This is a genomic window from Streptomyces sp. NPDC048352 (assembly GCF_040651895.1).
Lineage (GTDB): Bacteria > Actinomycetota > Actinomycetes > Streptomycetales > Streptomycetaceae > Streptomyces.
In genome coordinates this window covers 1-14,049 of the sequence record NZ_JBEZKZ010000080.1, presented here as the reverse complement: position 1 = coordinate 14,049, position 14,049 = coordinate 1, and the positions used below count along the sequence as shown (strand labels likewise).

General features: G+C 75.5%; 9 protein-coding genes. 3 read left to right on the top strand and 6 right to left on the bottom strand.

All coding sequences use genetic code 11. The features are described 5' to 3' along the window. Positions 1–82 precede the first annotated feature (82 nt). The 3 genes from eccE (at position 83) to AB0D45_RS29230 (ending at position 4,621) form a co-directional block, all read left to right on the top strand. Positions 83–1,357 carry a type VII secretion protein EccE gene (gene eccE, locus AB0D45_RS29240; protein WP_362464483.1) on the top strand — a complete coding sequence of 425 codons (1,275 nt, stop codon included), beginning with the start codon at positions 83–85 and terminating at the stop codon, positions 1,355–1,357. After that, a complete protein-coding gene (locus tag AB0D45_RS29235) occupies positions 1,354–2,076 on the top strand; it encodes a hypothetical protein (RefSeq protein WP_362464481.1) in 723 nt (240 codons plus the stop codon). Before eccE ends, AB0D45_RS29235 begins: the two co-directional genes overlap by 4 nt. 163 nt (positions 2,077–2,239) lie before the next feature. Then, positions 2,240–4,621 (top strand): SCO5717 family growth-regulating ATPase, encoded by a 2,382-nt coding sequence (locus AB0D45_RS29230; RefSeq protein WP_362464479.1) that lies wholly within the window; start codon positions 2,240–2,242, stop codon positions 4,619–4,621. A gap of 110 nt (positions 4,622–4,731) precedes the next feature. Here AB0D45_RS29230 and AB0D45_RS29225 read toward each other — a convergent pair whose 3' ends face one another. The 6 genes from AB0D45_RS29225 to infB form a co-directional block, all read right to left on the bottom strand. Beyond that, entirely contained in the window at positions 4,732–5,691 is a 960-nt protein-coding gene (locus AB0D45_RS29225) for a bifunctional riboflavin kinase/FAD synthetase (RefSeq protein ID WP_361608777.1), read from the bottom strand. Positions 5,692–5,811: 120 nt separating this feature from the next. Further along, positions 5,812–9,582 (bottom strand): serine protease, encoded by a 3,771-nt coding sequence (locus tag AB0D45_RS29220; RefSeq protein WP_362464476.1) that lies wholly within the window; start codon positions 9,580–9,582, stop codon positions 5,812–5,814. Positions 9,583–9,818: 236 nt separating this feature from the next. Beyond that, a complete protein-coding gene (truB, locus tag AB0D45_RS29215) occupies positions 9,819–10,754 on the bottom strand; it encodes a tRNA pseudouridine(55) synthase TruB (RefSeq protein ID WP_361610448.1) in 936 nt (311 codons plus the stop codon). Next, positions 10,751–11,206, bottom strand: coding sequence for a 30S ribosome-binding factor RbfA (rbfA, locus tag AB0D45_RS29210; protein ID WP_362464473.1), 456 nt, complete (start codon positions 11,204–11,206; stop codon positions 10,751–10,753). Before rbfA ends, truB begins: the two co-directional genes overlap by 4 nt. A 33-nt stretch (positions 11,207–11,239) precedes the next feature. Next, the gene (locus AB0D45_RS29205) at positions 11,240–11,533 is read right to left on the bottom strand and encodes a DUF503 domain-containing protein (protein WP_361610452.1); all 294 of its coding nucleotides are present in this window, start codon (positions 11,531–11,533) and stop codon (positions 11,240–11,242) included. 165 nt (positions 11,534–11,698) lie between these two features. After that, a partial coding sequence (infB, locus tag AB0D45_RS29200) for a translation initiation factor IF-2 (RefSeq protein WP_362464470.1) occupies positions 11,699–14,049 on the bottom strand: 2,351 nt, incomplete at its 5' end.

Genomic DNA, 14,049 nt, shown 5'->3' with positions numbered 1-14,049 from the left:
GAAGGTTCCCGGAGGCGGGCGGCGGCTGCCGCGCCGTGCCGGAACCCGTCGGATCCGCCCCCCGGGATGGGGAGGTGCGCGAGTGAGTGCCAGCGTGACGGAGCCGCGGACTGCCGCGGCCGCACCCGCGCGCGGCGGGGTCACGCCGCATCCGCGACCGAGCCCTGGCCGCTTCGGACCGTTCCGATTGCAACAGCTCGTCCTCCTCCAGCTGGCGGCCGCCGCGCTGCTCGTGGCCTGGGTGGTGGAACCGCTGCTGCTGGTGCCCGCCGGCGTCCTGGCGGCGGCCCTGGCGCTGCTCGCCCTCGTACGCCGCCACCAGCGTTCCCTGCCCGAATGGATCGGCGGCGCGCTCGCACTGCGCGCCCGGCGGCGCAGGGCCGCCTCCTTCACGGTGCCCGCCGGGACCGAGCCCGGGCTGGCGCCGCTGGTCGAGGCCGATCCGGCGCTGCGGACCTCGACCTTCGGCGACCGCGACCGGCGCCCGGTGGGGCTGGTCGGCGACGGGACCTTCCTGACGGCCGTGGTCCAGGTGGACACGGACGCCACCGCACTGCGGCCCGACCGCACGGAGCGGCCGCTGCCCCTGTCCCTGATCCGGGACGTCCTCGACGTGGACGGGATCCGGCTGGAGTCGGCGCAGCTGGTCCAGCACACGCAGCCCGCGCCCGCTCCGCACCTGCCGGCCCGGTCGATGGCGACGCTCAACTACGCCCCGCTCCAGGCCCGCACGGGCACTCCGGCGGTCCGGCTGACCTGGATCGCGCTCAAGCTCGACCCGGAGCTGTGCCCCGAGGCGGTCGCCGCGCGCGGCGGCGGCCTGGCGGGGGCGCAGCGCTGCGTGGTGCGGGCGGCCGACCAGCTGGCGAGCCGGCTGACCGGGGCCGGGTTCCGGGCCACCGTCCTGACGGAGCAGGAGCTGACGGGCGCGCTGGCGACCTCCTCGTGCGCGAACCCGATGGCGATCACGCAGGCGGGCCGTTCGGCGAGCACCGGCCGACGCACCGAGGAAACCCCGAGGACCTGGCGCTGCGACGACCGGCGCCACACCACGTACTGGATAGGCCGCTGGCCGCAGCTGGGCGGGGCCGGGGCGGCCCTGCCCCAGTTCGTGGCACTGCTCACCTCGCTGCCGGCGCTGGCCACGAACTTCAGCCTCACGATGGCCCCGGCCGCGCGCCAGGGCGTGACGCTGACCGGACACGTACGGGTCACCGGGCGCAGCGACGAGGAGCTGGTGGCGGCCCGGCGGGAACTGGAACGGACGGCGCGGGGCGTGAAGACCGGGCTGGTACGGCTCGACCGGGAACAGGTGCCGGGGCTGCTGGCCTCGCTGCCGCTGGGAGGGGCGCGATGAGCGGCAGGATACGGAGCGGGGTGCGGGGCGGTTTCGGGCTGATCGGCCCCCGCCGGGAGCGGCACGTGGTCCCGGCGGCGGATCTGGACGCGCTGGCGCTGCCCGTCGGGGACGACGGGGTCGTCATCGGCGTGGACGCCGAGGGGCGGCCGGCGGTGCTCGGCGTCAACCGGCCCACCCCGTACGAGGTCACGCTGATCGGCGGCCTGTGGACGGCCCAGGTGCTGGCCCTGCGCACGGCCGCGACGGGGGCCCGGGTCGCGGTGGAGACCGGGCGGGCGCCCGTGTGGGCCGGGCTGGCCCGGGCGGCCGGCGGCGGGCAGCAGTGCGTGACCCTGCACGAGGTGGGCCGGGTCCCGCCGCAGGGCGCCTCGGCGGGCAGCCCGGTGCTGGTGGTCCGGGACTGCGGGATGCGGCCGCCGCGCGGACGGGTGGTGGCGGGGCCCTGGCAGTCGGTGCTGACCCTGCTGCCGTACCTGAGCCCGGCCGCGCCCCGGCTGCTGGCGAACTCGGCGCTGGCCGGGGTGCAGCGGGTGTCCCCCGACGAGGCGGAGCGGATCGGCGCGCTGATGCGGCTGCCGAGGGCTGCGGTGGAGTCGCTGCCGACCCTGGGGGACGGGGTGACGCTGTGGTGCACGCCGCGGGACCGGAAGTTCGTGATGACCCAGGGCACGGAAACGGAGACCGGGCTGCTGGGGGCGGCGCGGCGCATCGACTGAGGCACCGGTGCGCGGTGACGGTTGCTCAGGGCCGGAGCGGCCTGTAGGCAGGAGTACGGGGGCGCGACCTCGGGGGCTTTCGGTCGCCGGGCGCGATTAGGCTGAGCGCGGGCGCGGCGTCGAGTTGGGCGCCCGACCGGTGTTCGACAGACCAGGAGGACCAGTGAGCGGCGATCGGAACGAGAGGCGCGGCGGGACGTGGGACGTCCCGACGGACGATCAGTCCGACGCGGAGCCCGATGTGACGGGCGAGTTCACCATCGACTACACCCCGCCGGCCTGGTACACCCAGGGCTCGTCCGCGCCGGTGGCGGGGGTGCCCGGGCTGCCGGAGGGCGGCGGCTTCGAACCGCACCGCCCGGCGGACGTGGTCTCGCCGCCGACGATGCGGATCGCTCCGGCGTCGCCGCGCCCGGCCGCGCCGTCCCCCTCCTCCGACGCCCCGTCCGCCGTCCCGGCGCAGGCGGGCGCCCCCGCGGCACCGGCGTCCGGGGGCCAGGAAGCCGGGGGCCCGGGCCAGGCGTCCGGAGCGGCGGCTCCGTTCCCGGCTGCGACGGGAGCGGCGGCTGCGGCCGGCGAGGCGGGGTCCGCGGCACCGGTGCCCGGCCAGCGGGAGGCGGGCGCCGACGAGGCGTCCCAGGGGCCGGCGCCGCTCCCGGCGCTGCCCGCGAGCACCCCCGCGGCCTTCCCGGCGGCGCCCGCGCAGGCGGAGCCGGCGGCGCCGTTCGCGGTGCCCGCCGTGGCCCCCATCGCCGCACCCGCCCCCTTCGCCGAGACCGAGGAAGCGTCCCCCGGCCCCGACGCCCCCGCGCAGACCGGGCCGGCCGCCCCGTTCCCGGTGCCCGCCGTGGCCCCCGTCGCCGAGGCCGAGGGAGCGTCCTCCGGCCCCGCCGGGCAGGACGAGCCGGCGCCCGCTCCGGTGGACGCCGTACCGCCGGCGTTCTCGGCGGCCGCCGAGGAGGCGCCGCCTGCCGCCACGCGGACGCCCACCCCGGCCGGGGGAACTCCGGTCGGGGGACCCGGGGGTGAACTGCCGCCGCTGCCGCCCGCGTTCGGCGCCCCGGGCGCACCCCAGGGCTACGGCTTCCCGCCGCCCGCCCAGGAGCCGCAGCAGCCGCAGCAGCCGCAGCCGGGGTACCCGGCACCGCAGCCCCCTCAGGGCTACGGCTTCCCGCCCGCCCCGGAACCGCAGCAGGCCCAGACACAGGCACCGCAGCCCCCGCAGGGCTACGGCTTCCCGCCCGCGCCCCCGCAGCAGCAGGCCCAGGCACCGCAGCCCCCTCAGGGCTACGCGTTCCCGCCTCAGCAGGCGCAGCAGCACGCACCGCAGGGCTACCCGCCCCCGCAGCCGCAGGCACCCGCGCAGGGGCCGTACCCGCAGCAGCCCCACCCCGGCCAGGGCCCCGGCGCCCCCCTCGGCTACACCGCCGCCGTGGAGCTGTCCTCCGACCGCCTCATCCGCGCCAAGCAGAAGCCGAAGCCCACCCGTTCCGGCTTCCGCTTCGGCGGCAAGGCGGCCGAGGCCGACCGCCAGCGCAAGCTGGAGCTCATCCGCACGCCGGTGATGTCCTGCTACCGGATCGCGGTCATCAGCCTCAAGGGCGGCGTCGGCAAGACCACGACCACCACCGCCCTCGGCGCCACCCTCGCCACCGAGCGCCAGGACAAGATCCTGGCCATCGACGCGAACCCCGACGCCGGCACCCTCGGCCGCCGCGTCCGCCGCGAGACCGGCGCGACGATCCGGGACCTGGTCCAGGCGATCCCGTACCTGCACTCGTACATGGACATCCGGCGGTTCACCTCACAGGCCCCCTCCGGCCTGGAGATCATCGCCAACGACGTGGACCCCGCGGTCTCCACGACCTTCAACGACGAGGACTACCGCCGCGTCATAGAGACGCTCGGCCGCCAGTACCCGATCATCCTGACCGACTCGGGCACCGGGCTCCTCTACTCCGCCATGCGCGGGGTCCTGGACCTGGCCGACCAGCTGATCATCATCTCCACCCCGTCCGTGGACGGCGCGAGCAGCGCGAGCACCACGCTCGACTGGCTCTCCGCCCACGGCTACGCCGATCTCGTCTCGCGCTCGATCACCGTCATCTCCGGGGTCCGCGAGACGGCCAAGATGATCAAGGTCGAGGACATCGTGCAGCACTTCGAGACCCGCTGCCGCGGGGTCGTCGTGGTGCCGTTCGACGAGCACCTCGCGGCCGGTGCCGAGGTGGACCTCGACCTGATGCGGCCCAAGACCCGGGAGGCGTACTTCAACCTGTCCGCCCTGGTCGCCGAGGACTTCGTACGCGCCCAGCAGCAGGCCGCGCAGGTCCACTGGGGCGCGCCCCAGATGCCCCCGCAGCCGCAGCACCCCCAGCAGCCGCCGCAGGGACAGCCCCAGGGCCCGTACGGGCAACAGCCCCAGGCCCAGCCGCCGTACGGGCAGCAGCCCTACCCGCAGCCGGGCCAGCCCTGGCAGCAGCCCCCGGCCCCCCAGCCGCCGCAGTACCCCGGCGAATCCCCGCGCGACCCGCGCCTCGGCTGACGGACTGACGGCCTGACGGGCCGGCACACGGCAGGCACGGGAAAGGGCCCGTACCGTCCCAGGACGGTACGGGCCCTTCCTCCGTCGAACGCGGCGGAGCGGCGCGGCGGTCAGCGCCGCGCGGCGTCGAAGGAGTCCGTGAGGACCCGCGCCCGCTTCACGTCGTCCGCGATGGCCTCCAGCAGCCCGTCGAGCGACTCGAACCTCGCCATCCCCCGCACGTACGCGAGGAAGTCGACGCACACCTGCTTCCCGTACAGGTCCAGGCCGACGCGGTCGATCGCGTACGCCTCCACGGTGCGCTCGGTGGCGTCGAACTGCACGTTCGTGCCCACCGAGATCGCCGCCGGCATCCGCTCGCCGTCGGCCGTCAGCCAGCCCGCGTACACCCCGTCCGCCGGGATCGCGGTGTGCGGCGGCGTCTCGACGTTGGCCGTCGGGTAGCCGAGCTCGCGCCCGCGCTGCGCACCGCGCACCACGACGCCCTCGACCCGGTGCGGGCGGCCCAGGATCTCGGCGGCGCCCTCCATGTCCCCCTCGGCGACCAGCCGGCGCGCCAGGGTCGAGGAGAACGGCACGCCGCCGCCCGCCTCGCCGCGCTCCACCAGGTCCACCACGTCCACCTCGTAGTCGTAGGTGGAGCCGAGCTCGCGCAGGAAGTCGACGTTCCCGGCGGCCCGGTGGCCGAAACGGAAGTTCGGGCCCTCGATGACGGCGCGCGCGTGCAGCTTGTCGACCAGCACCTTGACGATGAAGTCGGCCGGGGACAGCTGCGAGAACTCCGCCGTGAAGGGCAGGATCAGCAGCGCGTCGACCCCGAGGCCGGCCATCAGTTCGGCACGGCGGTCGTAGGGGGCCAGGATCGGCGGGTGGCTGCCGGGCCGCACGACCTCGCTCGGGTGCGGGCTGAAAGTGACGACGACCGCCGGGACGCCCAGCTCGTGGGCCTTCGCCACGGCCCGGCCGATGATCAGCTGGTGTCCCCGGTGCACGCCGTCGTAGGAGCCGATGGTGACGACGCTGCGTCCCCAGTCCTGGGGGATGTCCTCCAAGCCACGCCAGCGCTGCACTGTGACCGCTCCTCGCCCGAACCCGTGTGGTCCCTGTACCGGATTGCCGATTGCAGGTCTAAGACTGCCATGCCGTCGGCCGGGGCCCCGCATCGGCTCTGGCCGGAATCGTTCCCCGCCTCACGTAATGTCCGGCGCGGCTCTACGAAGAGTCTCCACGGTACGCCGGGCGCCCGGCCCGAGCAGCGCCGCCGCCTCCGTCGCCGCGTCTGTCAGCCAGCCGGACACCAGCGCCCCGAACACCGGATCGGCCCGGGCCAGCTCCACCGTGCGGTGCTCGAACACCGCCGGGCCGCCCGGTGCCCGCAGCAGCTGCCGCCCGGTGCGCCGCAGCAGCTCGCGGGTACGGACCTCCGGGCGCCGGCCGCTCCCAGCCGCCAGCCCCGCCAGGAACGCGCCGAGCACCGCCGGATCGGCCTCCTCGCGCAGCAGGACGTCGGCCAGTTCGGCGCGCAGCGGGTACGAGGACTCCGCTCCCGGCGCGGCCAGTACGCCGGCCACCGCGGCCCGTACGGACGGCGGGGCGGTCCGCAGCAGGCCCAGGACCAGCGGGCGCAGCACCGGCCCGGCCGCCGGCCCCTGGTCCAGGCGCCGGTCGACGAAGGCGGCGGCGTGCGGGGCGTCCTCGGGGTGGCGGGCGAGGTGGTCCCGTACGAGGTCGCCGGCGCGGCGGGCCAGGCCCGGGGTGGTGAGCGCGGCCAGGGCGCGGATCACCTCGCCGTCGCTCCGCTCCCGCAGCGCCTCGAACACGGCGTCCGGCTCGGGCAGTACGGGCAGCGCCGCGACCAGCGCGCGGGCGGGGAGCCGGGAGCCGCCGGCGGGGGCGCGGAAGCAGGCGAGGGCGTCGGGCAGGTAGCGGGCCCGGGCCTGGGGGTCGCGCAGCAGCACCGCGAGGGCGCTGCCGTGCAGGGCGGCGTCGCCGGGCCGGTCGAGGAGGGCCTCGGCGGCGCGGCGCAGCAGCTCCCGGTCGGCGGCGGCCCGTACGTGCGGGGCGGTGGCGAGACCGTACGCGGCGGCGGCCACCCGGCGCTCGGGCCGCTCGTCGCGGGCCCAGCGGTCGACGGCCCGGGACAGCGCGGACGGCTCGTCCTCCGCGAGGACGGCGAGCAGTTCGTCGGCTCGGGGGTGCGCGGCGCCGACGAGGGCCTCGGTGAGGTCGTCCGGCGCGAGGCCGCGGTGGGTGTGCAGCAGCGCCTGCGCCGCGGTGGCCACGGTGGCTCCGGGGCGGCCGCGCAGCCGGCGTTCGTCGGTGAACCAGGCGCAGAGCAGGGGCAGCACCAGCTGCGGGGCGCGGGCCAGCCGGCGGGCGGCGGCCTCCAGGTAGCGGTGGTCGCAGGGCAGCAGGCGGCGCAGCAGGTCGAGGCGGTCGGACTCGGGCAGGCGGAGCCGGTTCCAGAACCAGCCGCCGAACTCGCCCGGGGCGGCCCGCGCCACGTGCTCGGCGAGGGAGTGCAGGACGGGCAGGTGGGGGGTGGCGTCGGGAGCCCCGAGCAGGACCCCGCGCACCAGCCGCGAGGCCCACCAGACCCGGTCGGCGTGCGCGCCGGCCGGGGCGGGCTGGGGGGAAGCGCCCGGCGGGGCCCCTCGGGCCAAGGCGTTCAGGGTGGCCACCAGGGCGGTCAGGGTCTCGTGGAGTTCGGCGGCAGGCAGCCTGCGCAGGGCTTCCACGACGGGTCCGATGCGGTGCCGGGGTACGGGCGGGCCGGATGCGGCGGGGCCGCGGTGCACGAGGTCGTCGAGGGCGCCCGGTACGTCGAGGTGGCCGCCCTGGAGCCAGTCGGAGAGCTCCTCGTGCGCGAAGCGGTAGCCGGGGCCCGCCGGGACCAGCAGGCCCTCGGTGAGGACGGCGGAGGCCCAGCCGGTGCGCCAGGGGAACAGCTCCTCGAAGGCGGCCCGGTCCAGCTGGCCCTGCCCGGGGCCCAGGCACCGCCGGGCGGCCTCGTGCACCCGCCCGGCCACCCGCGCCGCCAGCCGCCGCACCCCGGGGCCGTGCACCGCGGCCCCGGGCCCGCGCCCGGCGCCGGCGGCCGCGATGCGGACGGCGATGCGCAGGGCCACCAGATCCAGGTGCGCCGCGAAGACCTCGTCACGGCCCGGGCGGCCCTCCGTCACCTCGGCGGCGCGGATCCCCGCGAGCAGGCGCAGGGTGAGCGGGTGCCGCGCGTCGGCCTTGTGCACCGCGTCGTCCGGGATGCCCAGGCGGGCCCGGACGGTCCGCGCCTCCTCGGGGGTCAGGTCCCCGACGGGCAGCGCGGGCGGCATCCGCCGGGCGGCGCGGGCCGGGGTGTGCAGCAGCTCCGGCGGGTACAGGCCGCCGGCCCGCTCCCAGTACTCGGGCCGGGCCGCGACCACCAGCCGGGCCCCGGTGCGGCGCAGCCAGCCGGCGGTGGCCGCGGTCCACGGCTCCAGGCGGTGCGCGAGCTGCGGCGGCATCTCCTCGGGGGCGTCCAGCACCACCAGCAGCGCCCGTCCGGCGGCGCCCGCGAGCCGTGCCACGCGCTCACCGGTCCCCTCAGCCGCGTCCGCCACCCCCGACGGCGCACACCCGGGCGGGACGGCCCCCGTCCGGCGGGCGCCCGCCGCGCCCCCGGGCCCCCCGACCGGTCCGGCGGCAGCACCCCCGACCCGCTCGGCACCAACGCCGTCGGCCCGGCAGGCCCCAGAACGGCCGGCCCGGTCTCCCGGACCCGCCGCCCGATCGGCACCAGGGTCCCCGGCCCGGCCGGCAGCCCGGTCGGCGCCCGAGCCCGAAGCCCGCTCGGCGCCCGAGCCCGAAGCCCGCTCGGCGCCCGTGCCCGCGCCCGCGGTGATGATCCGGGCCGCCGCTGCCAGGGCCCGGGTCACGGCGTCGGCCAGGGAGGTGTCGCCGCCGCGCAGGTCGGCCCCGCGCAGCCAGAGCGTCGGCGCGGGGCGGGGTCCGCGCGCCCGGTCGGCGGCCAGGGCGGCGAGGGCGGTGGTGCGCCCGGTGCCGGGTTCTCCGATCAGCCCGAGCACGAGGCCCTCGCCCGCGGTGAAGTCGGCCAGTCCGGCGGCGAGCGCGGGGCGCGGCACGGGTTCCGGCGCGGGCTCGGCGGCGGCCGGGGGGAACGCGGAGCCGACGGTGGTGGCGGTCAGCTCCAGGGCGCCGGCCAGGTTGAGGTCGGCGCCGTAGCCCGGCACCGTGGCGCAGTTGCGCTCCAGCAGCGCGGCGAGGGGGCCGTCGGGTGTTTGCGCGGCGGCCGCGCGCAGGGCCACGGCGAAGCTGCCGGAGCGGTGTTCCGCTGCGAGAGCAGGGCCCAGTACCGCGAGCACCGCTCCGGTCCCCGCGTCGAGGACCGGCCCCCCGCAGGCCTCGCCGCCGAGCCGCAGCGCGTCCCGGCCGTCCGTGCCGATGGCCAGCTCGACGGTGGCGGGCAGTGCGTGGAAGCAGCCGGTCGCGGTGTAGGTGACCTCCGCTCCCGCCCCGAGCACCCGCGCCTGTCGCCAGCCCCGCGCGGGCAGGCGTACGTACGTCCCCGGAGGGATCACCTCGCGCATCGCCACGGGCAGCGGCCGCACACCGAGTCCGTCGCTGCGTACGAGGGCCAGCCCGAGCTCCGGCAGGGCGGTCACGTCGTCGGCGCCGGCCAGCCAGGTGCGCTCCCCCGGTGCGCGCAGCACCACCCGCGCCAGTCCGTCGACGGCCTCGTGGCTGGTGACCACCGTGCCGCGGTCGTCGGCCACGAAGCCGCTCCCGCGCACCCGCCCGGCCACGTCCCCGATCACCACCAGTTCCGCACCGCCCACCAAGGCACCGCCCGCCAAGGCGCCCCCAGCGAAGGCCCCGCCCCCGGAATCACCGCCCGCGAACGCACCGCCCCCGCAGGCACCGGAGTCGGCGCCCCTCGTCCCGCCCGTGACCTCGTCCGTCATCACCGCACCACTCCCCCGCCACGGGACCCGTGTGCACGACGGTAGGCAAGTGAAGATCAGCGCGAAAAGCACGGAGGCGAAAGCGCCCCCCAACGCTCCCCGCATTCACTCCGAGCGCCTGCTCGGACGGGTGAATCCGGGGCTCCGCGTGGATAAAGACCTATCCGAGGGGGGTCGTGGAGCGGTGAGCAGCAGTCCGTGTGCGCTCACCGCTCCACGTCAAAGGCAGGGCCCGCTCAGACGAAGACCGCGAGGGACTTCGCCTTGCCGCCCTTGCTCTCCACGAGCCCGAGCAGCTGCCCCTGGGGCCCGTACACGGCGACGGTCCGGCCGTCCCGGTACTCGTCGGGCATCTCGATCCGCACGCCGTTGGCGAGCAGCGAGGCCCGCCGGGCGTCCAGGTCCCACCGCGCGAAGGCGGCGGCGGCCGCCTCGCCGATCGGCATGACGGTCAGCTCCTCCTGGAGCTGGTCCAGCGTGCGCGCCTTGTCCAGCTTGTACGGGCCGACCCGCGTGCGCCGCAGCGCCGTGAGGTGGCCGCCCACGCCGAGGTCGGCGCCCAGGTCGCGGGCGAGGGCGCGGATGTACGTACCGCTGGAGCAGACGACGGAGACGACGAGGTCGACGACCTTGGTGCCGTCCTCGGCCTCGCCTTCGCGCATGTCGTACACCTGGAACGACGAGATGGTCACCGGCCGGGCCGGGATCTCGAAGTCCTCGCCGTCGCGGGCGCGCTTGTAGGAGCGCACCCCCTTGATCTTGATGGCGCTGACCTTGGACGGCACCTGCATGATCTCGCCGGTCAGCTTGGCGATCCCCGCGTCCACGGCGTCCCGGGTGACCCCGGAGGCGTCCGCGGAGGAGGTGATCTCGCCCTCGGCGTCGTCCGTCAGGGTGTTCTGGCCCAGGCGGATCGTGCCGACGTACTCCTTCTCGGTCAGCGCGAGGTGGCCGAGGAGCTTGGTGGCCTTCTCGACGCCGAGGACGAGGACGCCCGTCGCCATCGGGTCGAGGGTGCCGGCGTGGCCGACGCGGCGGGTCTTGGCGATCCCCCGCATCTTGGCGACCACGTCGTGCGAAGTGAAGCCGGACGGCTTGTCGACGATGACGAGCCCTCCCGCAGCCTCCGGCCGGGAGGGGCCCCCAGGAGTCTTCCCTGCGTTGCTGCTCATTCCGCGGCTGCGTCCTCGTCGTCCTCGTCCTCGCCCGGCTTCTTGTACGGGTCGGCCTCGCCGGCGTACTGCGCGCCGGAGGACACCTCCCGCACCTGGGCGTCGGAGGCCCGCGCCTTGTCGAGGAGGTCCTCGATGGTCTTGGCGTTCTCCGGGAGGGCGTCCGCGACGAAGGTCAGGGTGGGCGTGAACTTGGTTCCCGCCGCCCGGCCGACCGCGGAGCGCAGTACGCCCTTGGCGCTCTCCAGGCCCGCTGCCGCGCTGGCCCGGTCCTCGTCGTCGCCGTACACCGTGTAGAAGACCGTGGCCTCCCGCAGGTCGCCGGTGACCCTGGTGTCCGTGATGGTCACGTGCGTACCGAGGCGGGGGTCCTTGACGCCGCGCTGCAGCTTCTCGGCCACCACCTCCCGGATGAGGTCCGCCAGCTTCTTCGCCCGCGCATTGTCGGCCACTGGTCCGTCTCCTTCTTCCTTGCAGACAAGCAATCAGTCTTCATCACCGTGGTACCGCCGTCTCACGGACAGCAGCTCCACTTCCGGACGCGCCGCGACCAGCCGCTCACAGCGGTCGAGTACGTCCGACACGAACCCCGCGTCCCCGCTCACCAGGGCGACCCCTATACGGGCCCTGCGGTGCAGGTCCTGGTCGCCCACCTCGGCCGCGCTCACGGCGAACTTGCGCTGGAGCTCGGCGACGATGGGCCGGACGACGGAGCGTTTCTCCTTCAGCGAATGGACGTCGCCGAGGAGCAGATCGAAGGACAGAGTCCCCACGTACATGCAGTTCCGGATATCCCGCCGGTGCGGGTTCGGTGGCCTGCCGGCCGACGCTCGGCAGGGTCACCAGAACCGTACACGCAACGGCCGGGGCCGATCGACGGATATTCCGCCGACCGGCCCCGGTGCTACGACACGGTGTTACGACACGTGCGTTCCGCCGTGCGCTTACGCGCGGGGCTTCTCGCGCATCTCGTACGTCGCGATGACGTCGTCGATCTTGATGTCGTTGAAGGAGCCGAGGTTGATACCGCCCTCGAAGCCTTCGCGGATCTCGGTGACGTCGTCCTTGAAGCGGCGCAGACCGGAGATGGTGAGGTTCTCGGCGATGACCTTGCCATCGCGCAGGAGCCGCGCCTTGGTGTTGCGCTTGACCTCGCCCGAGCGGACCAGGACACCGGCGATGTTGCCCAGCTTGGACGAGCGGAAGATCTCGCGGATCTCCGCCGTACCGAGCTCGACCTCTTCGTACTCCGGCTTGAGCAGACCCTTCAGGGCCGCCTCGATCTCCTCGATGGCCTGGTAGATCACCGAGTAGTACCGGACGTCGACGCCCTCGCGGTCCGCCATCTGCGCGGCACGGCCGGCCGCACGGACGTTGTAACCGATGACGATGGCGTCGGAGCCCATCGCCAGCGAGATGTCGGACTCGGTGACCGCACCCACACCGCGGTGCAGGACGCGGATGTCGACCTCTTCACCGACGTCGAGCTGGAGCAGCGAGGACTCGAGGGCCTCGACCGCACCGGACGCGTCGCCCTTGATGATGAGGTTGAGTTCCTGGACCAGACCGGCCTTGAGGACCGAGTCGAGGTCTTCCAGGGACACCCGGCGGACACGCTTGGCGAAGTTGGCGTTGCGCTCACGCGCAGCACGCTTCTCGGCGATCTGACGGGCCGTACGGTCCTCGTCCACGACGAGGAAGTTGTCGCCGGCGCCGGGGACGTTGGTGAGACCCAGGACCAGGACGGGGGTCGACGGACCCGCTTCCTCGACGTTGTTGCCCTTGTCGTCGAGCATGGCGCGCACGCGGCCGTAGGCGTCGCCCACGACCATCGTGTCGCCGACGCGGAGGGTACCGCGCTGGACGAGGACGGTGGCGACGGCACCGCGGCCGCGGTCGAGGTGGGACTCGATCGCAATACCCTGAGCGTCCTGCTCCGGGTTGGCGCGCAGGTCGAGGGAGGCGTCGGCGGTGAGGACGACGGCCTCGAGCAGGGAGTCGATGTGCAGACCCTGCTTGGCGGAGATGTCGACGAACATCGTGTCGCCGCCGTACTCCTCGGCAACCAGACCGAACTCGGTGAGCTGACCGCGCACCTTGACCGGGTCGGCACCCTCGACGTCGATCTTGTTGACCGCGACGACGATCGGGACGCCGGCGGCCTTGGCGTGGTTGAGCGCCTCGATCGTCTGCGGCATGACGCCGTCGTTGGCCGCGACCACGAGGATCGCGATGTCGGTCGACTTGGCACCACGGGCACGCATGGCGGTGAACGCCTCGTGACCCGGGGTGTCGATGAAGGTGATCTTGCGCTCTTCACCGTTGACCTCGGTACCGACCTGGTACGCACCGATGTGCTGCGTGATGCCGCCGGCCTCGCCCGCAACGACGTTCGTCTTGCGGATGGCGTCGAGCAGTCGGGTCTTACCGTGGTCGACGTGACCCATGACGGTCACGACCGGCGGACGCGGCAGCAGGAACTCCTCGCCGCCCTCGTCCTCGCCGAACTCGATGTCGAAGCCCTCGAGGAGCTCGCGGTCCTCCTCCTCCGGGCTGACGATCTGAACGGTGTAGTTCATCTCGCCGGCGAGGAGCTGGAGGGTCTCGTCGGACACGGACTGGGTCGCCGTGACCATCTCGCCGAGGTTCATCATCACGGCGACGAGCGACGCCGGGTTGGCGTTGATCTTCTCCGCGAAGTCGGTGAGGGAGGCACCGCGCGACAGGCGCACGGTCTCGCCGCCACCGCGCGGCAGCATCACGCCGCCGACCGACGGGGCCTGCATGGCCTCGTACTCCTGGCGACGCTGGCGCTTGGACTTGCGGCCGCGACGCGCCGGACCGCCGGGACGGCCGAAGGCGCCCTGCGTGCCACCACGGGCACCGGGACCACCGGGACGCCCGCCGAAGCCGGGACGACCGCCGCCGCCGGCACCGGCCGGACCGCCGCCGAAGCCGCCGCCACCCGGACGCGGGCCGCCGAAGCCGCCACCGGCCGGACGCGAGCCCGGACCGGCCGGACGACCGGCGAAGCCGCCGCCGCCGGGACGACCGGCGCCACCGGGACGCGGGCCACCGGCACCGGGACCACGGCCACCGGGGCCGCCGCCGGGACGGGGACCGGGACCACCGGCAGCGGGACGCTGCGGCATCATGCCCGGGTTCGGACGGTTACCGCCGGGAGCACCGCCGGGACGCGGAGCGCCGCCCTGCGGACGCGGCATGCCGCCCGGGGTGGGACGGGCGCCGCCGGGACCCTGCGGGCGCGGGGCGCCGCCGGGGCCGGCCTGCGGAC

What these genes read in the sequence shown, in the direction of transcription:
- AB0D45_RS29235 (WP_362464481.1), top strand. Translation starts at nt 1,354, where the DNA reads ATGAGCGGCAGGATACGGAGCGGGGTGCGGGGCGGTTTCGGGCTGATC.
- AB0D45_RS29220 (WP_362464476.1), bottom strand. Translation starts at nt 9,582, where the DNA reads ATGACGGACGAGGTCACGGGCGGGACGAGGGGCGCCGACTCCGGTGCC.
- truB (WP_361610448.1), bottom strand. Translation starts at nt 10,754, where the DNA reads ATGAGCAGCAACGCAGGGAAGACTCCTGGGGGCCCCTCCCGGCCGGAG.
- AB0D45_RS29205 (WP_361610452.1), bottom strand. Translation starts at nt 11,533, where the DNA reads ATGTACGTGGGGACTCTGTCCTTCGATCTGCTCCTCGGCGACGTCCAT.